Source organism: Paenibacillus sp. Z3-2, assembly GCF_054161325.1.
This window is the reverse complement of sequence record NZ_CP096397.1, coordinates 870,809-897,315: the sequence shown is the minus strand read 5'-3', so window position 1 is coordinate 897,315 and position 26,507 is coordinate 870,809. Positions and strand designations below refer to the sequence as shown.

Annotated in this window: 23 protein-coding genes and 1 pseudogene; 8 read left to right on the top strand and 16 right to left on the bottom strand. The window is 43.6% G+C overall.

The window, feature by feature from the left end; all coding sequences use genetic code 11:
• Nucleotides 1-81: 81 nt before the first annotated feature.
• The 3 genes from M1D71_RS03890 to M1D71_RS03880 all read right to left on the bottom strand — a co-directional run bounded on the left by M1D71_RS03890 (nt 82) and on the right by M1D71_RS03880 (nt 3,954).
• Nucleotides 82-411, bottom strand: a complete 330-nt coding sequence (locus M1D71_RS03890; RefSeq protein WP_062836296.1) for an ArsR/SmtB family transcription factor — start codon at nt 409-411, stop codon at nt 82-84.
• A 329-nt stretch (nt 412-740) separates the two neighbouring features.
• Nucleotides 741-2,921 (bottom strand): 1,3-beta-galactosyl-N-acetylhexosamine phosphorylase, encoded by a 2,181-nt coding sequence (gene gnpA / locus M1D71_RS03885; RefSeq protein ID WP_458125328.1) that lies wholly within the window; start codon nt 2,919-2,921, stop codon nt 741-743.
• Between the two features lie 13 nt (nt 2,922-2,934).
• Nucleotides 2,935-3,954, bottom strand: coding sequence for a glycoside hydrolase family 88/105 protein (locus M1D71_RS03880; RefSeq protein WP_458125327.1), 1,020 nt, complete (start codon nt 3,952-3,954; stop codon nt 2,935-2,937).
• Between the two features lie 170 nt (nt 3,955-4,124).
• Here M1D71_RS03880 and M1D71_RS03875 point away from each other — a divergent pair, with 170 nt between their 5' ends.
• Entirely contained in the window at nt 4,125-5,072 is a 948-nt protein-coding gene (locus M1D71_RS03875; protein ID WP_458125326.1) for an AraC family transcriptional regulator, read from the top strand.
• 167 nt (nt 5,073-5,239) lie between these two features.
• On the opposite strand, the gene M1D71_RS03870 is transcribed toward M1D71_RS03875, so the two are convergent.
• The 7 genes from M1D71_RS03870 to M1D71_RS03840 form a co-directional block, all read right to left on the bottom strand.
• Complete coding sequence (locus M1D71_RS03870) at nt 5,240-6,412, bottom strand: DUF4317 domain-containing protein (RefSeq protein WP_458125325.1); 1,173 nt, start codon at nt 6,410-6,412, stop codon at nt 5,240-5,242.
• Between the two features lie 221 nt (nt 6,413-6,633).
• Nucleotides 6,634-7,341, bottom strand: coding sequence for a DNA alkylation repair protein (locus M1D71_RS03865; RefSeq protein ID WP_458125324.1), 708 nt, complete (start codon nt 7,339-7,341; stop codon nt 6,634-6,636).
• 105 nt (nt 7,342-7,446) lie between these two features.
• Nucleotides 7,447-8,643, bottom strand: a complete 1,197-nt coding sequence (locus M1D71_RS03860) for an Acg family FMN-binding oxidoreductase (protein ID WP_458125323.1) — start codon at nt 8,641-8,643, stop codon at nt 7,447-7,449.
• Between the two features lie 16 nt (nt 8,644-8,659).
• Nucleotides 8,660-9,244: a TetR/AcrR family transcriptional regulator gene (locus tag M1D71_RS03855; protein ID WP_458125322.1), complete on the bottom strand. Its 585-nt coding sequence runs from the start codon at nt 9,242-9,244 to the stop codon at nt 8,660-8,662.
• A gap of 120 nt (nt 9,245-9,364) precedes the next feature.
• Nucleotides 9,365-10,792, bottom strand: a complete 1,428-nt coding sequence (locus M1D71_RS03850) for a VanZ family protein (RefSeq protein ID WP_458125321.1) — start codon at nt 10,790-10,792, stop codon at nt 9,365-9,367.
• Nucleotides 10,793-10,996: 204 nt separating this feature from the next.
• A complete protein-coding gene (locus tag M1D71_RS03845) occupies nt 10,997-11,818 on the bottom strand; it encodes a CPBP family intramembrane glutamic endopeptidase (RefSeq protein WP_458125320.1) in 822 nt (273 codons plus the stop codon).
• Between the two features lie 223 nt (nt 11,819-12,041).
• Nucleotides 12,042-12,611 (bottom strand): SF0329 family protein, encoded by a 570-nt coding sequence (locus M1D71_RS03840; protein ID WP_458125319.1) that lies wholly within the window; start codon nt 12,609-12,611, stop codon nt 12,042-12,044.
• Nucleotides 12,612-12,919: 308 nt separating this feature from the next.
• On the opposite strand from M1D71_RS03840, the gene M1D71_RS03835 reads away from it, so the two are divergent.
• On the top strand, nt 12,920-13,975 hold the full coding sequence (locus tag M1D71_RS03835) for an ankyrin repeat domain-containing protein (protein ID WP_458125318.1): 1,056 nt from the start codon (nt 12,920-12,922) through the stop codon (nt 13,973-13,975).
• A 108-nt stretch (nt 13,976-14,083) separates the two neighbouring features.
• Here the strand turns inward: M1D71_RS03835 and M1D71_RS03830 are convergent, their stop codons facing one another.
• A complete protein-coding gene (locus M1D71_RS03830; protein ID WP_458125317.1) occupies nt 14,084-15,076 on the bottom strand; it encodes a tRNA dihydrouridine synthase in 993 nt (330 codons plus the stop codon).
• Between the two features lie 382 nt (nt 15,077-15,458).
• Between M1D71_RS03830 and M1D71_RS03825 the strand changes: the two genes are divergently transcribed.
• On the top strand, nt 15,459-15,665 hold the full coding sequence (locus tag M1D71_RS03825) for a DUF2536 family protein (protein ID WP_458125316.1): 207 nt from the start codon (nt 15,459-15,461) through the stop codon (nt 15,663-15,665).
• Between the two features lie 88 nt (nt 15,666-15,753).
• On the opposite strand, the pseudogene M1D71_RS03820 reads toward M1D71_RS03825, so the two are convergent.
• Nucleotides 15,754-16,582, bottom strand: a pseudogene (locus tag M1D71_RS03820) (VanW family protein).
• A 189-nt stretch (nt 16,583-16,771) separates the two neighbouring features.
• Here M1D71_RS03820 and M1D71_RS03815 point away from each other — a divergent pair.
• Complete coding sequence (locus M1D71_RS03815) at nt 16,772-18,604, top strand: leucine-rich repeat domain-containing protein (RefSeq protein WP_458125315.1); 1,833 nt, start codon at nt 16,772-16,774, stop codon at nt 18,602-18,604.
• Between the two features lie 104 nt (nt 18,605-18,708).
• Here the strand turns inward: M1D71_RS03815 and rlmD are convergent, their stop codons facing one another.
• Entirely contained in the window at nt 18,709-20,400 is a 1,692-nt protein-coding gene (gene rlmD / locus M1D71_RS03810) for a 23S rRNA (uracil(1939)-C(5))-methyltransferase RlmD (protein ID WP_458125314.1), read from the bottom strand.
• A gap of 28 nt (nt 20,401-20,428) precedes the next feature.
• Complete coding sequence (locus M1D71_RS03805; protein ID WP_017690659.1) at nt 20,429-21,310, bottom strand: diacylglycerol kinase; 882 nt, start codon at nt 21,308-21,310, stop codon at nt 20,429-20,431.
• A gap of 518 nt (nt 21,311-21,828) precedes the next feature.
• On the opposite strand from M1D71_RS03805, the gene M1D71_RS03800 reads away from it, so the two are divergent.
• Entirely contained in the window at nt 21,829-22,545 is a 717-nt protein-coding gene (locus M1D71_RS03800) for an NPP1 family protein (RefSeq protein ID WP_458125313.1), read from the top strand.
• A gap of 116 nt (nt 22,546-22,661) precedes the next feature.
• Here M1D71_RS03800 and M1D71_RS03795 read toward each other — a convergent pair whose 3' ends face one another.
• A complete protein-coding gene (locus M1D71_RS03795; RefSeq protein WP_458125312.1) occupies nt 22,662-23,588 on the bottom strand; it encodes a ketopantoate reductase family protein in 927 nt (308 codons plus the stop codon).
• A 180-nt stretch (nt 23,589-23,768) separates the two neighbouring features.
• Here M1D71_RS03795 and M1D71_RS03790 point away from each other — a divergent pair, with 180 nt between their 5' ends.
• Nucleotides 23,769-24,335: a TetR/AcrR family transcriptional regulator gene (locus M1D71_RS03790; protein WP_458125311.1), complete on the top strand. Its 567-nt coding sequence runs from the start codon at nt 23,769-23,771 to the stop codon at nt 24,333-24,335.
• A 157-nt stretch (nt 24,336-24,492) separates the two neighbouring features.
• Here M1D71_RS03790 and M1D71_RS03785 read toward each other — a convergent pair whose 3' ends face one another.
• Complete coding sequence (locus M1D71_RS03785; protein ID WP_458125310.1) at nt 24,493-25,305, bottom strand: hypothetical protein; 813 nt, start codon at nt 25,303-25,305, stop codon at nt 24,493-24,495.
• 113 nt (nt 25,306-25,418) lie between these two features.
• Between M1D71_RS03785 and M1D71_RS03780 the strand changes: the two genes are divergently transcribed.
• Complete coding sequence (locus M1D71_RS03780; RefSeq protein ID WP_458125309.1) at nt 25,419-25,772, top strand: hypothetical protein; 354 nt, start codon at nt 25,419-25,421, stop codon at nt 25,770-25,772.
• A 163-nt stretch (nt 25,773-25,935) separates the two neighbouring features.
• A complete protein-coding gene (locus M1D71_RS03775; RefSeq protein WP_458125308.1) occupies nt 25,936-26,502 on the top strand; it encodes a TetR/AcrR family transcriptional regulator in 567 nt (188 codons plus the stop codon).
• The last annotated feature ends 5 nt before the right edge of the window (nt 26,503-26,507 follow it).

The following is a 26,507-nucleotide window of genomic DNA, read 5'->3' as shown; positions in this document are numbered from 1 at the left end:
AATGCTCACACCTGAGGCGTTGATTACATGCAAAAAACAAGAAGTTACCTGAATATTTCCGGTTCCTCTTGTTTAGCATGTTTATGTTTCTTTTCGGATATCTTCCAACATGGAAATGGCATCGACCAGATGATTGTCAAAAATCTGTTTGGCAACCTCCAGCAAGTCTTTAATCAAAGGGTCCCGTAGAGAGTATATGACCGTAGTCCCTTCTTTCAGTCCCTGCACAACATTTTTGCTGCGTAATACAGCCAATTGTTGCGAAACAGCAGAGCCTTCTGACCCCAGGATACTTTGCAACTCGTTGACGTTCTTCGCCCCTTCACTCAGCAACTCCAGAATCTGAATCCGCATGGGATGAGCCAAGGCTTTGAAAAAGTCCGCTTTAAACTGTTGTATGCTCTGATTCATACGTTATACCCCTTCATTCAAACTTTTGAATATATAAAGATCATACCATAGTTGTGATCAAAAATTTCATTCTATGTATTACTATAGGCGCTGTATCATAGGAATAGACAGGAATCAGCCTTGACCTTTAAGTATACTTCAACCTTTATACTACACATATAAATTAGCCAAAGACGCTAAGCGCAAAATCATTGACAATATCTCCAAATGAAAAGATGTCGGAGGGAAGCGACATCGACACTTGTCATAGCAATAAGCCCACGTCTCGGCTAAATCACCGCAGACCTGGGCTTATTATAAATATACCAATGGTAGGAGCTCTGACTGTCCTACACTAATTTCAAATCTCCAATCTTGGTAATCACCGTATCATACGGATATAATTCCACAGTTTGTTTCGCATGCTCCGTATCAATCGTCGTGGATTGAACCTGGTCGCTATTATTGATCACGACCAATATATTGCTCTCAGGGTAGTAGGCACACTCGGTATACAAGTTATCCGTGATATACTTCTCGTCACTCACTTCATTACCAGCAAAACGAATGAGATTATGCAACAATCTTGTATTTTCCCAATTGAATTCGAACGAAGACAGATAGATTCCTTGGCCTTTTCCGAAGGCGTGTGTGGTCAACGTAATGTTGCCATCTGTCTCGTGCAATACCTTGGCTGTTCCATCCGTAAGATATATGCTACCTGTACCTTTTGACGCGATAGTAGCAGCTTCCGGCACCAAACCATGCTCATCGTGAGCCTCATACGACCATTTTCCATGAACAACTCTTGCACCCGTATCCTCATCTACTCCAAGCACATGCGCCATTCTGAAAAAGCTGTCATACCCTTCAATCGCTGAAGGCTGGTTGATACCCATAAAGGTACCGCCTTCGTACACCCACTGGGTCAGGATGTCTACACATTGGTGGTCCCTCCAGTGCTCTCCACCACTCCAGGCAGATCCAGCGGAACCGGCATTAATGACAACATCCACATCCTTCAATGCGCCCTGACGAATATCTTCAAAATCAATGAATTTGACCTCGATCGGCAAACCGGCTAACGCCTCATTCACATGAATCAGATCATGCATATGCGTTTCATGGAAATGACCGGACAAGGTCCACGATCTTAACTTGCCCCAGCTATGCAGAACGGCCACCTTCGTCTTGATCTGATAAGGCTTTCCAGCCTGATGCAGCTCTTTCATTTCCCTGAATTCATGAGCGATCTTCTCGATGTAGTCCACAAAGTCCGGGTAAGGCTCAACCAGATGCAGATATCCACCCAGTCCAATCCGGTCAATCGACTCACGCAGCAGCGCACGCCGTATATTAATCCAATATTTCTTCGCATCAAGGGTAGGATCTCCGCCCTCTTTGAAGGTAGGAAGCCCGCCTAAGCCAACTGGGAACAAGTATGGATGTAATCGAATCTCATGGGTATCCACCTTAACGCCCGAGCACATTCTTGCCTCATAGCCGGAGAACACACATTTGATCATGCCGTCGAATCCAAACTCCTGAAAGCGATCATTATACGGCTCCATGCCTACCCAGCTGTCATCATAGAAGACATACGCCAGCTTGTCATGCTTGTGCACAATATCAATCAACTTTTTACCGAATTCAATCACAAAATCATTGATAAATGCCATCCAGTCCAGTTTGCGCTGATCCGCAGGCATATGAGTGACCTGAAATTTACCGCCATTCACAAAGTCTTCGGCAGAGAGCGAGTATCCATATTTCTGAGCAAACAGATCCAGCGCTCTCGAACTTACCGTGAAATCATATGAACCCCAATCCGAGAACAGATGGCGATTCCGCTCATCACTACCCCAGATCCAGGCGAAATTATAGAATAAGGAGGTGAACCGGACAACCGTTGTTTCCGGATGCTCTTGGCACCACTTTTCCATCCAGTCCAGCAGATACGTTTGCGTTTCTGTATAGATCGGGTCAATCTGCATCAGATGCTCTTTGTCCCAATTATTCGTTGTATGATTGTACATGGAAATCTCTTCCCATATCCGATAAACCATGAAACTCACCGTGTATTTATGCCAAGGAGCAACGCCAGTAATCACAACATTGCCAGATTCCCTTTCATAATTCCACTGTCCTCTAGGAACTTCTTCCCCAGTCGTTCGGTCGTACACCTGCCAATATTTAAACGCTTCTTTGGAATCATTCACCCTGAATTGTTCTGCGAAGAAGTCCTCCATCAGATAGATGGATACATAATCTTGCACAGCCACCTTCGGATTCGTAATGAGAAAACATTGCTGCAGCTTATCCAGATTACGGGATGCCCACTCATTATGATCCCGAATAATGCAGATGGTTGAATAGATACCGTATCCGGCATTGATAATCTCATCGGACAATTTTGTACCGTCACTGTCTCGAATCACATCGGCACCCCAGCGATCAGCAAGTTCCAGCGTCAGTGCCTCATAACCGGATTCTCCCGGTAGTGTAAAGGAGCCTTTGGTTGGTTTGGACATTTTGGTTCCCTCCCTATCTCAACATATCGGACAGAAAAGCGAGTGCCAGGCCCTGACCCCAGCCCTGAATCCAGTCTTTTGGAATATTGCGATAGCCATCCCGATCCTTCATCACCGCTGTACCGCCAGATACACCAAGCACGCGTCCATCTTCGCTAATGTTGCTCAGGATGCCTTCCAGTGCCTTTTGCACATATTTGGTATGCAGGGGATTCCCGTTATTGATCATGGCTGCTGCAATACCAGCGGAAGCCGACACCTCTTCATACGAATCTTCGTCATCCAGAACCGTACGCCACAAGCCGTTCTCGGTCTGCACCAGCTTGAGAGCCGCCAGTTGATCGCGAAGTGCACATTCAACATCCATACATTGCGGATACAAGTACCAATCGTTCAATTGCGGCTTCACTTGAGACATCGTATAAGCTCCCCAAGCGTTCGCTCTTCCCCAGTAAAATCCGGACATGTGGTCCTTGTTGATATTGTTATAGCCGTGATACCACAGACTGCTGCTCGGATCTTGCAGGTATTTGATATGCCAGTAATACTGATTCAGAGCATACTGAATCATGGCTTCGTCTTTTAATTTGCTACCTACGCGGAGTAAGAAAAATGCCGCCATAAACAGGGTATCTGCCCAAGCCTGTTCCGGAAAATCATTGGAAACGGATACCGTATGCTGAAGCACATGGTCTCCAAAGCGAAGCGCATGATTTTGGAGATAATCAACCTTACTCATGACAATATCCCAATATTTCTGATCCCCGGTTTCTTCATATAAAGTGATAAGCACATGGCCCATGGCACAAGTATTAACCGTCCAACTCGGCAGCCCCAGCTCGATATATTCGTCTGCCCATTTCACCAGCCTGTCCAGAATCTCTTGGTTGCCTGTCGTTTGATAGGCTCTGGATACGCCATAATAAGCCACACCGCCGGGCCAATCCCATGTCAGATCCATATCCAGTGTTTTCTTGGTAACGTTCTCGATTACGTGTAGAATCTGTTCCCTGTCATATTTCACTTGAAGCATTGTTATTCCCCTCTCCCTGCGCACACGCCCCCAAGTGCGCCCTGAGAGGTGTCCGTCCATTTTTGTAAACGCTTTACTTATTCCATTGTACGCAGTAAAATAGTCTCAATCTAAGCATATTCACAACAAAACTGCGCAATTTCAATCATTTATGAATGGGAGTACCGAATATGCCCAAAAAAAAGAAGCCTGTCATTGAATATCGGCACTATAGTCTGCCGATGAATTTTCCTATCCTGTTGTTAAGCGGAGAGCGTTGGAAGATTTCCGATATCAAAAGCGAACATCTTCATTTTCATAACCTTCTGGAGATTGGTGTCTGTCATTCGGATAGCGGCATCATGGAAATTAAGGGTGAATCCGTCCCCTTTCAAGCAGGTGATGTGACTTTTATTCCCAGATATCTGCCTCATACGACGTACAGTTCACCTAATACAGCCAGCCTGTGGTCCTATATCTTTTTTTCGCCAGACGAACTCTTTCAGCATACATTCAAAAGTACATATAGCGACTTCGAGCCAAATTTGCTGGCAGTAACGGGATCTAACTGTATCTTGAACAAGGAACAACATCCCAGGGTATACGCTCTTGCCACATCAATCATTGCGGAATTGGAACAACAAGATTCGTATTATCAGGAAAGTGCCTATGGACTATTATTGTCCCTTTATATCGAACTGCTTCGGATCCATTCAAAGAAGGAAAATATGATTGGTTCTGAACCCGAATCAGAGTCTGGCGTGAAAGGTGATCTTGTCATTTCTCCTGCTCTGGAGCATATCAACAAACACTATATGACAACCATATCCATCCATTTCCTGGCAGATTTATGCCATTTGAGTACAACTCATTTTCGCAGAAAATTCCATGAAATCATGGGTACAACTCCTCTCGATTTTCTCAACAGCACCCGAATTGAGGAGGCTTGTAAGCAATTAAAAAGCACAGATGCTTCTATTCTTTCGATCTCCGAACAGGTCGGTTTTCATTCCATTTCCAGTTTCAACCGTTGTTTCAATAAACTCATGGGGATATCTCCCAAAGTATGGCGCAAAGGTGCACAATCCGAAGTGCAATCCGCGAAAGCGTCGATATTGGAATTTACAGGGTGGGTGTAGCATATGGAAACGATCTATCAAGCAATTGCTATTGACTTGCTGTTGAACTGCCTGGATTGACAAAAAAACAGACCACAATCCAACGGAGGGATTACAGTCTGTTCCATTCTTCTAGTTGTTTTGCAAAACATCATTGCAGAGTTGTCCTTGGATTGAACGTATTTAACTCAAAGCGTCTCCGTAGTGAGCGTAAAGCCTTCGATCACGACATCTTCGTCCACTTCAATCATGATGCATCGTCTGCCTTGATGATTCACCTGCTTCACATACCTCAGATCTTGCGGGCTAACCGTAATCGTGGCAACCTTGGTTTCAATCTTGATGGACTTGGACGTAAACTTCGGCATAACGCTGGTTGCTTTCATTTCATAATTCTTGTTGTCCACGATGGTCTCGAATGCACGTTCCACTTTCTCTGTCGTCAGATCCTCTACACCGCTTGCGGTTAGTACACGCTCCAGATCTTTATAATCCAGCTTCGGAGGTTCTTCCTCATGGGACTCTTCGTTAATTTCGATGACTCGGTTAATCTCCTCGTATACATGTGCAATGGTGGCTGAATCGAGCTGTTCACCAGCCACTTCCTTCACGATATCTTCGAAGATCGCCCGCTCTTCCAGTGCGGTCACGGATCTTTCTCCATTCAATACATTTTCAACGAAATGCGGATCCGGGAAATTGGATTTTCCTGTGCAATATAGTACACGATTCACATCGGAGTAGTTGTCCGTCACGCTAGGGTACAGGAATCCTTGCTCTGGCGTGCTTAATTTGATAATCGGATCGACAATAACGTTGTATTTGAATTCTCTCTCCACGTAATCAAACAAGAGCGTTTTTCGCTGCTTCTCCGTGGAGTTTACACTGCACAGGATGAATGGATGGGCGAACACTTCATTCTTCTCGCTCTCTTCCGTAGCTTCGTTTCTAGCCTTGGTCGGCAGATAGTACTGTCCACGCACGAACGTGGCCACCATGTCCCGCTCATACTTCGCATCCACCAACATTCGATCCACGATCAGCAGCATCAGATCCTGCCATTCATCCGGATCACCTGTTACCAGAGCCTGGTGAAGCAGCACCTGCGCCGGGTCCTCCGCCGCTTCCTGGAACTTCAACTCAAACAACTTCTGATCCAATTCACCCATCAGCAATTTTTTGAAATTGCCCATGTAGAGCTCCTGCTTCTCTCTGTCCACCAGTTCGAACGGGTGACGCTCCCAGTGATAGACCTCATTCGTTTCCTTCGTAATGTACACGTTGAGAATATCGTAAATATTCAGTAGATCATGATCCAGTTTAAACTGCTTGCGTATATGCGCGACTTCTTTTTTATTCATATTGGATTCGGCAACTCCTTAGATATGTTTCTGGCTTTATTAGTATAAAGGATCGACAGAGAATTTGTTGACTAACTTGTTGCTTGACGGTTACTAGATTTGGGTTACCCAAGTACGTGATATTCACAACAACACAAAAAGGGAGACACTCTCTACATATACGAGCACCTCCTGTATGTGTTACATCTCCTGTTGTTCGAATCTATTGCAGCAATTACTATTTAACACCTTACATATTTGCGTTTGAACCCCGTCCGCCCTTTATCCACTGCCTTTTGGATATTCTCAGAGGCATTCAGCAGCTTGATCTTGGGTTTGTCCTTGTTCACTTCGACATTGCCAACAGCCTTGGCTATCTCCACCGCCTGATCGTGCAACGGTTGATAGGATGTTGCAACGGTAAACAGGAAGTTGTTCATCGAATATTTCGTTCGTTCCGGAGATTCATGAATTGTCTTTTTCACCTGTTCGAGCATCGCCATAATTTTATTTTCGGAAAACTCAGCATCCTTCCGGCTTCCGAGCAGCCAACAGTAACAGCTCCATCCCGCTGACATCCTCAGCTCGTCACCACTTGCAATCCACGCATCGGCTACCTCTTGCGCAATGTCTGTCTCGGATAACGTCACAGCAACGATGTAGTCGGAGATCATGTAAAAATAAGCGGCATCGATCCAGCGATCAAAATCGGCTGAAGTCATCACTTTGGGATCAGCAATTACACCTGCAAAGTACATCGCATCATAATTCCCCGTCGCGTATAGTTGCTCCGCCAAAGGTTGATCCTTTTTGATCTGCTTCGCGATTGGTTTCATCGCACCGGTTGCCACGCCAAAGAGCGGCTCATGCGCACCGTTGGAGATGTAGATTTTTTTCATTCGTTCTTTACCCAACGCTTCAAGCTCTTGCATAACCTCTTCCAAATTCATTTTAGCTGGCCCCTTTCTTTTGTTACTTTCCGTTACTACTGATCTAGCATCAAATTGTCTTCATTGTATCACAGCCAGTAGTCATGCTATACTTCCAAATCCTCACTATAAGATTACTTCACGTATAGATCTTCTTGGACTAGGGTGTGTTTCTTTTAACGGGTAACCACATCTAAAAATAAATAATCCTCCCCAAGAAGGATCGCCAGCAACCTTTTTGAACTCCGTTCTGAAAGGTGCCGGTCCACCAAGTTTTGTTTCACGGTCAATCATCTCATTTAATTGATTTAGTGGTTGCATGGCTAGCCCGAGATTTGTCCCGTATAGGTGAATCCTTTGCCATGCTCTACCTGCTCTTGCACGTTGTTCATTATCATTCATGTTTCTTACTGAGATTAATCCATAGGCTGTGGCTGTAGCTGTATGCGTATTTTTAGTTGATGATAACCAAAATTGATTATTTCTTTCATGTGACATGGGGGGTAATATTTTACCGAGTGCCCTTATCAAAAAGGAGCTGCCTTGTGCATCTAAAGTAATACCATCTCGTTCATCTTGTATGTCTTTCCAATTCTCTTTAAACCATTTATTACTTTCTACACTCATTTCCTCATCGGCTATAATGGCTTCTGTTGATTTTACAATTAAATTTCCTATCAATTTCTTTTCTTCTGAGGTGGAGAACCACGAGATTTTCACCGTTTCCTCATCGGCAATTAGATCTATTATATCTGTAAGTATTGATTTAGAAATCAATTGGTTAGGGTCATATTCTCCTCGGTGTGTATGTCTATGGGGAATGGCTTGATATAAGGGAGAGTCATATTTGGTCCCTTGAATAAGGTCAATACGAGCAATACAGTAGGGCTCAAGCTTGTTTGGCGAATAGGTCAATTTTGGATCATACCCATGTGCATTTGCAGATAATAGAAGATTCTCAATGGCACATCCGAGACCAATAAACATTTCCCTCCTCAACGGATCAAACGCTCCAAGATTTCTGCTCTCGTCTGCATATAATTCGATATACGTATCCGTTACTTTAAAGAGCCATGGTTGCGTGTTGTGTGGATTAGAAGCTAAGATTGCATCACTTACCAGGGCAAGTGGACCTTCTTCTATTTTTTCTTCACTCCTACTCCATGGTTCATAGGCAGGACCTTTTCCGGTGCTAAAGACACCTTGGTCAAACATCCTCCACGTTAACCCTGCAAATGAAATGACGAATACGGCCCCCCCTAATTTCTTTAAAAAAGATCTCCGAGTAACTTTTTCAGATTCAGCTTTCTCTGTACTGCTCATCTGATCTCCTCCAATCTCATTTTATGTATGGACCAATTACCGTCATAATGAGTTGAATACCCTGTTCCATTTGCTCTTTAGAGACAGTTTCATTATTGGTTTCAAGAAAAGCAAGCCAGTAGTTACTTATAATCCAGCATATGGTTAATAACGAATCCATCTGTGATGGGTCTTCAGGTAAGCGTAGAACACCAACTTCTATAAAAAGTTGAATAAATTCTTTTTGTTCATCCATGCGTTGTCCTTGTATTCGTTGATGTCTGTCTTTCAGGAGCGGATCCATCTTCATCAACACAATCAGTTCTCGATAGAAAAATCGGTATTTCCACTGTAATTGAAAGGTATATCTAATGATTGATTTCAGGTCCTCCAAGGTAGGCTGCCAATTCGAAACGGGAACCTGCCAAACCATATCCCATTCTTGAATCATTTTTTCTAATATAGCCCTAATGATTTCTTCTTTATTTTTGAAATGATAGTATAAATTCCCTGTGCTAATTCCCAATTCCTTTGCGATATGGTTTGTCGATACAGAACTAGTGCCTTCTAGATTAAACATGGCAATAGCTGTCTCCATAACTTTTTCTTTCGTTTTATTCAACTAACTCTCCCCCACCACAAAAATAGAGTAAATACTCTAACGTTAAATTTAGAGTATTTACTCTATTTTGTCAAATGAAAACGAATTAAGTGTGGGCGTATAACACAATAGCAGCTGAAATCAATTCATTACTGCTGGGATTAAAGCATTCCAATTCACTCCATTGACCTCACCTTCGAATCGATAAACTGGCTGATAATAGCCTTTCGAATCATAGGTGTAAGTCAGTTCATACTTGTTCACATTTAGTTCGTCCCCTTTTTTTAAGTTGTTATAGATCGAAAAGTTCCCCTTGAGAATTTCTTCGTATGCCTTAGCCGGACTGATAATATCAACCACTCGTACATAAATATTTTTATTCATAGAATAAAATAAATTCTGCGGAATCATAGGTTCTGCTGATGGGACAATCATAATCAGTCCGGTATCATAATCGCGGTCCCCCTTCGCGATATCTGTAACTGTTTTTCTGATATCCCATCGAACCGTGTCTCCATTTTGTGTGCTGAATATCGCTTTCTGAGGCAATAAGCCATTCTGAATCAACCAACTGCCATACTCTTGTCCTTGTTTGATTAAATCTTCCGGCTCTACAGGAGTGCTTGCTTCGGTATTAGATGAGAGCGACCATGTACCGCTATTTACGTCATAATTAAATGTATATTCTTTCCCCGCATTGTCAAGAAAACTCCAAACTCGGTTGTATCCATCAATAGATATGCTACCTTTCTGATGTAATTCAAAATAATCCTTCATTAGAGAGGAAACTCGTTTGGCATATTCCAGGTTGTGAATTTCACTGCTCCGATAAAGAGACACTTTCTCAGCCTCATCCGGTAACTTTGTGTTAAGCGTTATTTCGACTTGATTCATATTTTGAGAAGTAGCTGGACGTATGGAGAGATTACCGAGTTCTTTGTTGTAATAAATGATAAAAGCACTAGAAAAAATAAGCGTAAAGACTAGTGGTACGCAGAGTGCCTTCAATAGTGACCTTAGGGTGATCTTTCTTTGCTCAACACTGTCGAGGATCGCTCTCATCAACAAATATCCTGCAATACTGCCGAGTGTATTATGTAGAATATCATCAAGTTCAAATATTCCCCTGCCGGTGATCATCTGAAAAATTTCGATACCCAGCGTTACCAACAGCGATATGAGTAACACGGGCTTAACGTGACGCGTTTTCATTCCGATATGCGGAAGTATGAAACCGAGTGGTGCGAACATCAACATGTTAAAAATGATGAGCTGGAATTCGCTCACCGACCATTTATTCCATGCGTTTATATAGCCACTGAATAGCTCTAAATTGATCCAACCCTCATAATTAGCTCCTCTGCTAAATGTGGTTAACGTCATGACAATGACAAACCAACCCAAGATCAAAAATGACGCTATAAATTGCCTACTGGTTATGCTTCTTTTACCCCCTCTTTTCCTGTATGCAATGTATACTAAATAAGTAATACCGATTACAACAACTCCTGCGGCCAATGCAATAGCTAAGATAGGCAATAATCTGCCTATAACTTGTATTAAATCCATTTGTAACCCCTCCATTTATTTTATGTTCATGTCAGCATCTATTTGTTTAAAGTATAATCACTGTTGGTTTTAACTCCTATTTATCTATCTTTCACGAATCTTTCAAAAATGTAAGATTGCATGAATAAAAAAAGCATCCCTTGTTGAAGGAATGCTACCCCACTATTTTAAGTATTTCATTTCACATACATAGCAGCCTATGAATTAATTAACTTTTGTTACTGAAGATAATTTTCTACTCCAATTGTGGTTGGGGTAAACAAATGACAATACTGTCGCTCCAACAACACTTGGTAGTAAAATAAATGCAAAGAATCGAAGCGTAAAAACTCCACTCACATCGAAGTGTCCGTGAATGGTGCCTAAAATTTGTGTTGCAGTCATAATTGCAACATGAAATCCAATTGATGTCCATACATTTCCCGATATCGCCCTAAACACTCCTAGAATAATTGCAAAGCCAGGAATAAATTGAAGCTGTTCCACTGAATACATCGCCCCTATAAAATAGGCAAATATTGAGAACATCAGTGATTGTAAAATGATTACGCCCCAATGAGGGACTAATTCATTTAAGTAACGATATATATATCCTCTAAATATATATTCTTCAGGTAATGCTTCTAATAAAAATATAGTGATGAATAAAATCAAAATACTTAGCAATAGGTGATTCCAATCTGTATTTACTTTTATTTCAGCCCACCCAAGTATTAAACAAAAAAATAATCCAATAGATGCGGGTACCGTCCAGAGAAAGAAACCTAGACAAAATGAAAAGAGGTTCGTCCTAACATCTGCTTGCCCAAGTTGTTTCCACGGAATTTTGTCAATGTTCAGTCCCACTTGTATAAGAATAACGGTTAAAACAGTCGTGATTACAGCAATTAGAAAGTGCTTTAGAGGACTATATTCTTGCCCAATAAATGTGTCACTGAGATATGTTGTAAAATTCCAGATACTGATACCTAAAATCAGTACAGCAACAACTCTTATTAATATGTCTTTCATTTTGAATACCTTCATCCTATATCCTCCTTTAGATTTTAATTTCTACGAAATTTGGCACCATTCATTCTATGAAATTCTTCAATAAAAAAGAGCCTTTCAATTGCTTAGAAAGGCTTTAAACTCACTGCTAGATCATTTATTTCCCATAATACATTAGTTGTTACAGCACTCCACATGTGTCGAAAGCTCAATGAGATTATCCCTGACACGATGCGCTGTGAATGAAAGTGATTGAAGTTTACAACGTACTTCTCCGTAATTCATAAAAATACTGCACGGCTGGATGCTTTAACTTCACCTGCTCGGACATGTTCAGAATTCTCTTTTTGCCAACTCGTCTGTCCATTAAAGCCAGAATATTTAACAAAATATCCTTGCTCTCCAGATTATCTTCTATAGAAGTAGATAAAAACGTTGTAGCGACCACGGTAAAATTAGTTTTACTTAATGCGGTCTGTGCCAACAAAAGCTCTTTAGCATGTACAGAGATTTTTCTGCTTCTTGCCATGACTTCAAGACGATCCTCGGGAACGGGTCCTTTGACCTCTTTTCGTATAGCTTCAATCTCTTCATTGTTGACAGGAATCATGATCTCAGGATCGTTCTTGATCTCCTGCTCCGTCTGATACCAACGGATTGTGGTAGTTGCATCGCTCATATTGAGTACATTCTTTTTATCTACGGTAATATAACAATTGCCTGATTTATCAGGTGAATACCGATAGCTGGTTGCACGGTACTCTACTCTCCCAATTAACGCCGGACTAAGGAAACTCTCCAGTTGTTGCTTCAATTTGCTCCAGGACATAGATCCTCCTATTTTCAAAAGCCTACCGCACGAATTGCGGCGATCATTTCAAGTATCTTTTTTTCAACCCATCTCCGATATGGACACTCATCTAAAATTATAACACAGCCAAACTGAGCAATTCTCATGTTGATTTAGAGCCAGGTCCTATAGCTTACTTTGTTCGTTTAATAATACCGTTGAATCCAGTTATTGGTTTTAAATTCCCCCATGTGATAAACTTGCAGAAAATTATCTGCTTTCTATCAATCTTTCATTGCCTATCATTACGAAAATACGATGTTATTCAGAAGGAGAGGGTTACTTTAGTGGCTAAGAAAAAGACAACCTTACCTGCCCATATGGAGCAACTTATTAAAGATAATGGTATTTCTGCTGTAAAAGAGGTCTTTGAGCAATGTGAATGGGATGCCTCCGGGGGCTACAGTAAAGGTACAGCTCTCAGCTTTCGTCATATATCGGATGAATTGGTCCGCTGGCTGGTAGAGCAAGGGGCAGATATTAATGCACGGGACAAATATCAACGCACACCTTTACATGCCCATGCCTCACACTGGTCAGGAAATGTACCCCTGTTCCTTGAATTAGGTGCGGATCTGGACGCTGTGGATTACCAAAATGAAACACCGTTACATGCAGCGGTCAATGGGTATAGAACCAAAGTGGTTCAAGAGTTGGTAAACCAAGGCGCTACTATTAACGTAGAAAATAAACAGGGAAATACGCCATTAGCTAAGGGGTTAGTCAATTGCAGGAATAGCGATATAGTCAGTATATCGAAAATTTCAGCGATTCTGCTGGATGCTGGCGCAGCAGTCACCCCGGAAATGAAAGAGTCTGTGAAGCGGATCGGTAAGGATTTTCAATTCGTCCGTGAAAAGTTCAATAAGGACAAGGTAGATGAAGTTTCAGACGCGCTGAACAAACTGTACCAGTTATTTGATGTCGAGCCGGTAGCGAATCGGATCATGCACGATGGGACTGCACCCATTCAGGTAAAGGCAACCACTTGGCCTAAGCAACACCAAGAGTTGTGGGAATATCTCATCCCGGCCCAGGGACATGCGCAAACAGTGCAGGGAGAGGTCATCCGCATCACAGGGCGCGTATCCCATGAAATATTGGATAATGGCGGTGGAAACTGGGATGCGGAATATCGCAAGATGCTGGATGCACTGATTCGTCACCTGGGTACTGGCGCGCCACTATCTCCTGCACTTCTCCAAGAGGCAACAGACTTGGTCAGCAGGCTTCGCAATGGATCAGATTTTGATGCACCTGCCAGATTATCCGTGTTGGCAGTATTATGGGTGCTTGCGAATCCTCAGCCGGTTGCGATGGCACAGCCGGAGTATACGCGATAAATTCTAACCAAACATAAGTACAATACCTAAAAAAGAAGCGGAATCGTTCCCGCTTCTTTTTTTGTAATTTTCCAATCCATCTCAATTATTAGTCCCAACTTTGGTAGCTTAAATCCCGCGTTCCTCCGCCTCATCTTGATCCTTACTCCCAAATTCATTAAGTAACGTACGTACTTCACTTGTCGACTTGGCGTTCATTAAGCTGTTTCTGAGTTCACTTGCCCCTCGAAATCCACGGACATAGATTTTAAAGAAACGGGCAAGCGCGCTGAACGAACGTGGCGCCTGTCCTGAATATTGATCATGGAGATCCAGATGCAGCCTTAGCAGATCAAGCAACTCCTCACTGCTGTGTTCCTTCGGCGCCTTCTCAAAAGCAAACGGATTCTGGAAAATACCGCGTCCAATCATAATCCCATCCACACCATATTGCTCCACGAGTCTGAGGCCTGTCTCACGGTCAGGAATATCCCCATTAATCGTCAGCAGTGTATTGGGCGCTATCTCATCACGAAGCTTCTTAATCTCCGGGATCAGTTCCCAGTGAGCGTCTACTTTGCTCATTTCTTCTCTCGTCCGCAAGTGAATAGACAGATTCACAATGTCTTGTTGCAAGATATGAGTTAACCAGTCGCGCCATTCGTCTACAGCTGTGAAACCGAGCCTTGTTTTTACACTGACAGGTAGTCCCCCAGCTTTCGCTGCTTGAATAATATCGGCTGCGATTTCGGGACGGCAGATCAATCCGCTTCCTTTTCCATTCTCCGCTACATTCGCTACAGGGCACCCCATATTGATATCTATCCCTTTAAATCCTTCTTTTGCCATACCGATACTCATCTCACGAAAGAATTCCGGTTTATCTCCCCAGATATGAGCCACAATCGGCTGTTCATCCGCCGTAAATGTCAACCGCCCTCGCACACTATGGTGCCCCTCCGGGTGACAATAACTCTCTGTGTTCGCAAACTCCGTAAAAAATACATCCGGTCTGCCCGCTTCACTTACGACATGCCGAAACACAACATCCGTCACATCTTCCATCGGTGCCAGTATAAAAAATGGGCGTGGCAGTTCACGCCAAAAGTTTTCCTTTGTCATATCCAAACTCCTCTATACATACCAGGACAGACTATGTCCTCATTAATAGTAAAAAATCGTAACTCTTGCATCTGCTTGCCTATCATCTACATTAGAATTAACATTAACAGTTTTCGTTGCCATTCACATTATGCTGTCCTTGCTTCTTCACTTATACCATGCAAATGAACTTCATTCAAACATCAGTATCTGTTAGCACTTCCATTAGACCTTCAGATTATTGAAAGTTCGGTGATTTCGAAATTGCCCTTTCCCGATTTTATCACGTCTTCATTTGATTTTCAGCACGATTGCTCTTGCCGAACTGGACAAGCTCCTCTAAAATGAAGCTCGGCAGGCTTTTAACCTGTAAATCGTAATTTGGAGGAGGCCTGGATTATATATGGAAATTTCACTGGATATGATTAAAGACAAAGTCGAATGCTTGCAGGCTTATGACTTCCGCGAACTGGAACGAGCCATCGAAGAACGAATCGGAATGAACAAAGCGCTGCTGCTTCGGGTGAAGCAAGTTCAGCATCAAGTGACGTTTGACCCCTTTCGCAACAAGATGTTATATAGTGCAGTCGTACATTTTGCCGTAGATTGATGGACTAGAGTAGGGAATATGCGATTTCGCAAAAAGGAAATGGGCAGGTTATCCATTAGATAACCTGCCCAGCCAAAGCAACATGTAGCTAATCCATGGTCGCTGTTTCAGTTAATAAGGGGGAATACATCATGAGTGCATTGTTCTCTGTGATGAATTCATCTCTAATCAGTTCGCCCTCCTGATTGAAAACCTGCCGATGAAGCACATTTCTCCTCACGTAATCTCCCCAATACTGCTGCTCAATGCGGTGCTGCTTCTCATAGATTTCATAAGAATGCAGTGCTTTCTCGTCTGCACGCCATTCTCCTCGCAGCACATGATCTTTCAATTCCAGATGAAGCTGGTAACATGTTCTCGTCGGATTAGAGATCATCAGATCCAGATAATTATAAGCACACGTTGCCCCGCTTCCAAACGGTTGTGTGCGGTTAGAATCCGGGAATACATCATAACTGTGCCGATGACGCTCAACAACGGCGAGCGGTGTGTGCAGCGTCATCCAATAGATTCAGGTTAGAAAGCTGACAGAGCCCTCCGCCAACCCCAGGCTTGAAGCCGCCATAAAATAATACCATGCCCGGAACGTAACCTTTGCGTTCTGTAGTTTTACCAATCAGCTTCCAGTAGGACATCGTTTCACCAGGCTGAAGGAGAAGTCCATTCAGACGTGTAATTGCAATTGACAGATTGATTTCTTTGTTATGCTGAAGCCACATATCCACGTCCTTCAATTTTCGAAGGGTTGGTGTCTCATGCTTAAATACAACATGCGGGAGTCTTTCCTGCGAGAAGGATTTAGCGAATGAAGTGCCGTAAACCAGCCATTTGGCATACCTTCGCCAAGTATAGTATGTTTTTCCCAACATCAATCGCAGCTTGGATCTCGGAATGGGTTTCTTCATTACTTCATCAATCCTTCCTTCATATTCTTAAACACCATCTATCTCTTATAGGACGTTCTCCTCTTCACTCTGGTTACGACAAACTTACAAATCCGAAGTTATTTTTTTACATAGAGAAGGTTTCATAGAATAGACCGGGTATAATGAAGTCAAATGACAGTTCAGCATGATCTTTATTTTCATAATGAAGGAGGAGCATCCGTGGCATTTATTCCGTTAAACTGCCCCAATTGCAACGGAAGAATTGAATACAAGGAGGATGAAGTTTTAAAGTGTCCCTATTGTGAAACAGAGCTTTTATTGAAACAAAATCATGTCTACTATGTGGATCAGACCATTAACCATTACCACGGAACGCCTCCCAAGGCACCGCTGAAGCAGGCTGTCTCCGTAAAGCTAATGCTGATACTGATGTTAGTCCTAACTGGCGCCATCGGTACTTATTTTTATTATAGCAACAGCTCCACTCATCCAAAAACAGAGGCGGTTCTGCTCTCCTTTTTGCGGGATATCTTCGATAAAGGATCTGCCTTGCCGACAGAGGAGGAATTGGCTCGTCTGCGCTATTTGACCGTGGAGTATTCGGATAATGACCAATGGCAGTTTACCTACAGCTTCTCCGATCCCTTCAGCGATGAGCAGGCCGAGAAGATCACTTATATTACTCAGGACAAGAAACTGAATACCCAGAAGATCGATCAGAAAGATTTTGAAGCCTTTACGGGACTGACGGCATTGGATCTGAGCGGAACCTACGAAATCTCCCAATCGAATCAAACCACTTTCGCCCATATATCCGGTTTAAAAAGCTATGGCGGTGCTTTTAACGAATCCTTTAGCAATTTTTCAGGCTTCTTTGGTGACAAGTCTACAATTACGGAGCTTTCTACCCAGCTTCGCAGCAATCAGGAATTAGCCTTACTGCTGGAATTCCCTAATCTAAGCTCGTTATCCATTACCTATGTGGATGAGTCCGTAACAGATTTTTATCTATTGAACAAGCTGCCGCTCAAGTCCCTGTCGCTCACCTATGTCAATGAACTGGGATGGTTGTCGTCCATGACCGGGCTGTCATCCTTGTCCATACATTACAGTGAAGCTACAGACCTACAGCCGCTGTATGCCTTAACCCAGCTTGAGGAGCTTCAGCTTTCCTATTTAACGAATGTAAAGTCCATCGACTTTGTACAAAATATGCCTGCTCTACAAACGCTAGATATTGAAAATGTAAACTTTTCCAGTCTAGGGCGCTTGGCCGGTAAAAACTCCATTACTACACTACGCCTGGCTTCTCTAAGTCAGCTTAGCTCGGTAAAGTCCATAAACAGTCTACCCTCTCTGCGGGATTTAACGTTGTCCGGTTATTACAAGGAGGCAGAAGCGCTGACTTTGCCTAATGTAGTGCGGGTTGAAATACCGACCTCCTTTCTCCCGGGGCTGAAGGCTCCCGACGCAACCAGCCTGACGCTCCGTGGCGGAAGCGGAGCGTTTAATTTGGCGGCTCTGGCGAAATTCCCAAAACTGGAGCAGCTTTCCCTCTGGGAAATCAGTGAAATAACCCGTCTTGGCGCCCTGGACGGTTTGCCACGCCTACAGACTCTAAAAATTTACGACTCGTCACTGTACAAGGAGAGCGATGCTTTATTTCGTTTGAAGCAGGTGAAATCTCTGGTGTGCTCCGAATGCAGGCTGGATTTTGAACAAAAGGTTGCCGCAACGAACAGCGTGATTGAACATTTGACCTTAGAGCAGCCATATTTCAGCATAAACAACACCTCTGTTACTGAAGTTGACCAAATGATGCCTTACTTTGCCAACATGTCCGCTCTACGTTCCTTCACTCTGCAAGACAGCAATTTGGCTTCTCTTGAATTTATGAGTAACTGGCAGGCCATAGAAGAGCTTCATCTCGAGAACAATGCCATTTCCAATATCGAGACCCTAAGCCAGCTGCCTAATCTAAGAAAGGTATATCTATCCGGTAATTCCGTACAAAACAAATCCGTGCTTGGTACGGCTGTGCATGTATATTAACTATTTTCGCTAATACATCTGTATGATCAGTTTGTATGCCATAGATTGAAACAAAGACAAGAAGGGGTTCGAGAATCATGTATAAATTCTCGAACCCCTTATGTTTAGCTTCTAACCAACATCGCAACCGACTCCACATGCACCGTATGCGGGAACATGTCCACTGGCGTGACCTCCACCGTACGATACCCGCCATCCTCCAGCACACGTAGATCACGTGCCAATGTGCTTGGATTACAGCTCACATAAACCACTCGCTCCGGCTTCATCTCCAGAATCGTATCCAGCAAACGTGGATCGCAGCCCTTACGCGGTGGATCGACAACGATCACGTCGGCTTCGATGCCTTGTTCTTTCCAGCGCGGAATAACGTCCTCGGATGCACCAACTTCAAACTTCACGTTCTTCATGTCGTTCAACATCGCATTGCTGCGGGCATCTTCAATGGCTTCAGGCACAATCTCTACCCCGTACACCTGATCCGCATGTTGCGCGAGGAAAAGAGAAATCGTACCGATGCCGCAATAGGCATCAATGACTGTCTCTTTGCCACTCAATCCTGCATACTCTACCGTTTTCCCATACAGCACTTCCGTCTGCACCGGATTCACCTGATAGAACGAACGCGCCGAGATCGCAAACTGCACATCACCGATATAATCATAGATTACATCACGGCCCCAAAGGACGCGGGTCTCATCGCCAAAGATGACGTTGGTCTGCTTCTTGTTCACGTTCTGGCAGATACTCGCCACATGCGGAATCGCTTCACGGATACTGCCAATCCATTCGTCTTTGTACGGGATGTCTCGGCCATTGGTGACCAATACGAGCATCATCTCGCCTGTACGGAATGCCTTCTTCACGACTACGTGGCGCAACAAGCCGCGACCTGTCTCTTCGTTATATGCGCTGATTCCAAAATGACTGCCGATCTCCTTAACCTTCGCGACCACTTCGTCATTATGCTCATGCTGAATAAGACAGCTCTCCATATCAATGATCCGATGACTTCCTTTAGCGTAAAATCCACCTACTAAACCGCCCTCGGTCACTCCAATTGGCACCTGCGCCTTGTTCCGATAGCGCCATGGCTCGTCCATGCCCATCGTAGGTAGTACACGGATGCCCTGCTCCGCATCTTCTTCGTTCATGACACCTTCGAGCCGAAGTCGAATACGATTGCTCCCATTTTGTAATTCAGAAGGGGTTTGTTCAGGTTTGATCACCTGCTCCGCATCCTCCATCATCACGTTCAACTTGCCAATCCGTTGCAAATTATCTACCACCAACTGGCGTTTCCACGCAAGCTGTCCGGCATAACTCATATGCTGAATCTGACAGCCGCCGCACTGATCGTAGATTGGGCAAGGTGCGGACACACGATCCGGGCTTTCCTTCACGATCTCAAGCAGTTTGGCGTAGCCATACTGCTTCTTGGTTTTCATCACGCGCACACGCACGGTTTCACCTGGAAGGGCACCCTGCACGAAGAGCGTGTATCCATTCGCACGACCTACACCCTCACCGTCATGGTTCATACCAATGATGTCGATGACGGTCTCTTCATTTTTGTTAACGGGCAGTCCTTCGATTGGTGCAGATTCACGCGCTCTCCCCTTTGGACGAACGGCAGAAAGAGATGCGCCTTGTGGCCGCACCTCTTTTCCTTGCTGACGTGGTGATGGACGAGATGATTGACTTGGCTGACGGGACGCTGAAGCGTTCCCTTGCCCCTGAGAGGCAGCCGAATTCCGGCGGTTTTTTCCACGACCGCTGCGGTTCGTATTAGACAACGTACATTCACTTCTTTCTTTTTAGTATTTAACGATACAGCATCAAATGATGACGCAAATTTGTAAACGTAGCTGGCAGCGTGCCACCCAGTTCTCCATCGAGGTTCAACTGCACATAACCCGGCGACGTAACTTCCATATGACTCGTCTGGAAATGAACCACTTTCTTGTCGTTCAGATGCTCCCCACGTAGCGCGAGCGTTACAAGGCGGATCATATCGGCCAGATTACATTTGCGCACACCGATCACATCGAACAGACCATCATCAATGGTTGCACCCGGAGCCAGCTTCTCGAAGCCCCCAACCGAATTGGTATTGGCGATGAGGAATAACATGAATTCATCATGGATCTCTTCCTGACCGTCGGCGCGGATAATCAGCTCCTGTGGAGACAGGCTCGCCATTTTCTCAATACCCTTCATATAATAGGCCAGTTGCCCAATCATCGTTTTCAGACGACTCGGTACCTCATAGGTAAGTTCAGTCAATGATCCGCCACCGGCGATGTTGATAAAATATTTATCATTCGCTTTGCCCAGATCGAGCGGACGAAGCTGCTGGTTAATGACCAGATCCACGTAATCTTCCCACTGTCTAGGAATGCCAAGTGCACGTGCAAAATCATTTGTCGTTCCCAAAGGAAACACACCCAGCGGAGGACGATTCTCCCGCTCGGCCATACCGTTAATGACTTCGTACAATGTACCATCGCCGCCAGCAGCAATAATCATGTCATATCCGCGCTCAATTGCGAGTTCGGCTTCCCGGGTTGCGTCACCTTCACCCGTTGTTGCGTGACATGAAGCTTCAATACCACCTTGATCCAAACGCTGCAAAATATCAGCCAGACGTTTCTTCATTTCTTCCCGGCCTGAGGTCGGATTATATATTAAGCGAGCTTTTTTCATCTCATACGCCACCTATTCCACATTATCCATGAGTCTGAACGACCTCATAATCTTACGTTGCACGAGTCCACAGAAGGGCATATTTTTTACACCATAATGATCTTCCGTTAATTCTGCTCGAATCTTTCGTCTTACCTATATCTATGCATTAGGAATTCCGTCTCATTCCAAAGCCTTTATCTCCTATCATATCATCAAATGTAAAGATGTCCTAGCCTGTAATATATAAGTATATTTTTTCATATCCGTGCCTACTATTCCGTCCATTACCCAATAAACCTCTCGCACCGATCTTGAATCTGTCCCACTTACTTTTCTGTAAAATAGTCTCATTAATCAACCATTCTGCCCGCTTGGGCAGGAATTAGTCTCCGATAACCTCATATTATTATGACATAGATATGCTACAAATTTACAAATCTTGAGATGAAAAGATAAATAGTACGAATCATTTTCCAATATAGTCTTATTGCAACCTCAACCCAGTACCACATCATACCCCTGAAGGAGAAGTGTAAATGAAAAAAATCGTGTTAATGTTCATGGTTTCGCTTATGGCCTGTATTCCTTGGGTCACCGTTATTGAAGCGGCAGAAATTAATCATGATCAGGTTGTCGGATTCCAGGAAGTTACGCCTGTCACCGTAACGCAACAAGCAGCCAAGCGTTTTCAGCCTTTTCTGAAAGTCTATCATGGTTGCGTGCCTTTCCCCGCAGTGGATCAACAGGGCAATACCAGTGCTGGCTTGAACACATCCGGGTCATCCAATGGAAACTGTAGCTCAAGTACAGGCCAGGTCTACTCCCGTTCCACCTGGCACAATGGGGTATGGGCCATTATGTATTCGTGGTATTTCCCTAAAGACTCCCCTTCCACTGGACTCGGCCACCGTCATGATTGGGAAGGAATCGTCGTGTGGGTAGATAATCCGGCAGCGGCCAATCCTCAAATCCTCTCCATCGCGTATTCCGGTCACGGACAGTTCACCAAAGTCACACCGAGCAATACCAATACACAAGGCAATAATCCGTTGATATCCTATAATAGTACCTGGCCACTGAACCATCAGCTTGGCGTTACCAGCGCTGTAGGTGGAACACAGCCTTTAATCGGGTGGGATGACCTGACTCCCGCAGCCCGTAATGCGCTCAACACCACGGACTTTGGCAGTGCCAACGTGCCCATGAACGATAACAATTTCACGAACAATCTGAACAAAGCTTGGTTTAGGTAAAAAAGAGTAAAATCCCCTTCAAGCAGACACGGAGCTTGGAGGGGATTTCGTATGGATTGCTTTACCCAGATTCGTTCGAACCTGCTATTTCGCAGTCATACTGCGGGGACTTCACTTTATTTTAGAGCAGAAACTGCCTTTTTAAGCTCATCCCAATGAGGTGTGGGCCTTTGGGTTGTCTTTTTCCAATCGGCAAATGCATCATTTAAAGCTTCTATTTCGCCAAAAGAACCCGCCATCAGCTTATACATCGGAAGCATGCTATAGATTTTCAATATCAGATACAGCATCCGCTTATGCTTGCGGATCAGCTTGGCCTGTGCTTTCGGGATCATGGCGATGCCCATCGCCTCCAGTACAGCCATTCCCTCGTTCATGGCCCCGATCATGTGCAGGAGCTGTTTTTTGTTACCCTCCAGCTTCTTCAACTCTCGCTCTTCATTAAAACTCACCGCATTCAGCATCAAAATCGGGATGAGATGGCTTTTCAGCCAAGCATCGATATCTTCATTCACATCCAGCTTGTATTTTGCATTAACAAATGCCTGATCCAGCAGAGGTTGAAAAGGAATCTCACCGTCCAACGCGCCGATCACCATCAGTCCCTTTCCCACGCCTATGGACAGCATCCGATTGCCGTTCCGCTTCCCACCGCTAACGTGAAAACCAAACGCCACTCGCTTTTCCACCCGGCTATTCTCTTCCAGAAACGTCTGCATGCTTCGCGCATCCGCGTTGTTGCCTACAATCACAATGTTGTTACTCTTATTTTCAGCGAGAATGGGTAACACCAATGGAAAATCATTATATTTCATGACGACGAAAATTAGATCATAGATATCATCCTCTTTTAATTCTCTTGTTACACGAACCGGATCGACTGTTGTTTTAAACTGAAACACATGACGAATGACGATGCCATCCCTCTCCAACTCTTCAGCCCGTTTCCCTCTAGCCAGAACCGTAACGTCATTTCCTCCACGTACCAGAATGTGGGCCAGTTGACTGCCCAACACACCTGCGCCATATACTAAAATTTTCATTCGATATCCCTCTATTTCGAATTTTATGAATAATCGTTGCTTTATGAACATCTGTTGATAAAATAAGATTAACAAAGCACCTGCTGTGCTTCAATCGTTAAAATATCTGTTTCTGTTGAATAATCAACGAAATGCACATTATTGTTGAAAAGTATTATAGAAACATGAGTAGGAGGGGCCATGGACAGACGCGTATTCAAGACAAGAAAGGCCATTATGGAGGCTTTGGTGGGGCTACTGGAAGAGAAGGATTTCGAGCAGATTACGATCAATGACATTGCTGACCGTGCCAATGTCAACCGTGGCACCATTTATTTACACTACACGGATAAGTTTGATCTACTTGACCGATGCATTGAGACGTATTTGCAGCAATTGGTGGATACCTGTCTCAACGATAGTCCTACATCTCCGGTTACCGCCAAAGATGCGCTGCTGCGCACCTTCCGCTACCTTGAAGAGCATGCGGCAATTTATACCACACTTCTAACGAAAAAGGGGATTCCCGCATTCCGAAGCAAGCTGATGACACTTATGGTCCAGGGAGTCGAAGAACAAATGCACGCATGTGGCATCCAGCAGGGCATGAAAATGGAGATTACCGTGCAATTCCTGGCTTCAGCCGCCGTGGGCCTGCTGGAATGGTGGATCATGCATTCCATGCCTTATCCGGCGGAGGAAATCGTTGAGCAATTAATATCTATGCTGGAGCTTCATCTGAGTCTGCATGCTCCGGTAAATGGATAACCATCAAATAGCTTATCGTTCATATTGCCTCTCCCAACCTAGCCACATATTTACTTAATGAAAAATCCCACCAGATGGTGGGATTTTATACATATATAATTGCTTAAGTGTTAATATACTCAATCAGTAGTCTGGAATTCATTATTCACAAAGGAAATTACCAAGTATTTGAACCGAAAATAACCATACCAAAATTAAAACTCCATTTACTATCTTCACTACGTTGAAGGTTAGTTGTGAAATGGATTCCCACCTGAGTTCCTACACCAATAGCCAATACATCGATCCATCCCAGTCTATCGAAAGTTATTAAATAAGTTTCCCCAGAGATAGGATGTGTACCATTAACAGGTAATCCGTTCATTTGTACTTTATTATTTACACCCGGTCCAATTTGTTTGGCAGTTCCAGTATATGATGGAATTGAGATTCTCTGGCTATCAAGTTGATCCCAGCGGTAATAGGCTTTATCCATGCCTATGTAGTTTGAGTCTGTCGAATTTTCGTGCCAAAAAATTCTTACAGTTAATCTAACAGACTGGCTACTATCGGTTTTATCACCTCCGTTATCAAAGAAAGGAGTTATAATTTCACTATCATTTAAGGGAGATACTTCGACCGTTGAGGTAGTAACATACTGATGTTGTATTTCTCCAGTTTCTATATTTTTCAAATCCCTGTAAATACGAGTTTCATTTTTGGTAACTTCTACCTCACTTAAGACGTTAGAATCAGTTCCAGAGAAAATACTGTTTTTGTTCTTATCTTGAAGATCCGTAATAATCTTGGCGGGTATTTCTCTTATACTGTTTTTATCATTCAAGTCATATTCTCTTAAAACTTCAAACCCCTTAGGAATATCAGAATTATCAAGATTCGAACTTGCACTTATAGCTCCTCCTAATGGCGTAATGGATAATACCAAGCATAAGATACCGGAAAAAAATTTCTTGCTTTTTAACAATTTCATACTTTTTCCTCCTAAAATGATCTTATTTTCAATATTATGGTAACATTGGTTGTAAATTATTTCAAGTTTTTTCGACATTATGGTATAATTCATCTAAATATGGAGGTGTTTTTATGAAAAAAATAATAAGATTCGTTTTACTCATGGTTTTAACTACCATTTTTCTTGTAAGCTGCAATGATAATAATAGGGTTTGGAATGGTAAGAGCGAACATTGGAATGCTACCTTCCAAAGTAACGGTGAATATACTATTCAGTATATTGGAACCGAATCAGTTATTAATGATTTTTCTTATAAATTCAGTACGGATAATAATCTCAATGTGTATGGCAATATGAGTACTTTGTCACCTAAAACACATATCAAAGCGCAGGTGATCACCGACAATAATATAAGTGACGGACCAATTTATCTAAAAATAAATTGGAACGATAAAGACGAAAACCTTATATTGGAAAATGAATAGTACATCTAACAAAAAAGAAACCCCATCCAATTATTTAAATACTTGTTTTTTGGTTCTTTCTGGTATCCCCCACCCCAATCGGCCTCTATTCAATTCTGTTGAATAATCAACGAAATGCACATTATTGTTGAAAAGTATTATAGAAACATGAGTAGGAGGGGCCATGGACAGACGCGTATTCAAGACAAGAAAGGCCATTATGGAGGCTTTGGTGGGGCTACTGGAAGAGAAGGATTTCGAGCAGATTACGATCAATGACATTGCTGACCGTGCCAATGTCAACCGCGGCACTATTTATTTACACTACACGGATAAGTTTGATCTACTGGACCGATGCATTGAGACGTATTTGCAGCAATTGGTGGAAACCTGTTTCAACGATAGTCCTACATCTCCGGTTACCGCCAAAGATGCGCTGCTGCGCACCTTCCGTTACCTGGAACAGCATGCGGCCATTTATTCAACACTTCTAACCAAAAAAGGAATTCCCGCATTCCGAAGCAAGCTGATGACACTTATGGTCCGGGGAGTCGAGGAACAAATGGACGCGTGCGGTATCGAGGAAGGCATGAACAAGGAGATTACCGTGCAATTCCTGGCTTCTGCCGCCGTGGGCCTGCTGGAATGGTGGATCATGCATTCCATGCCTTATCCGGCGGAGGAAATGGTTGAGCAATTAATATCTTTGCTGGAGCTTCATCTGAGTCTGCATGCTCCGGTAAAGGGTTAATATCG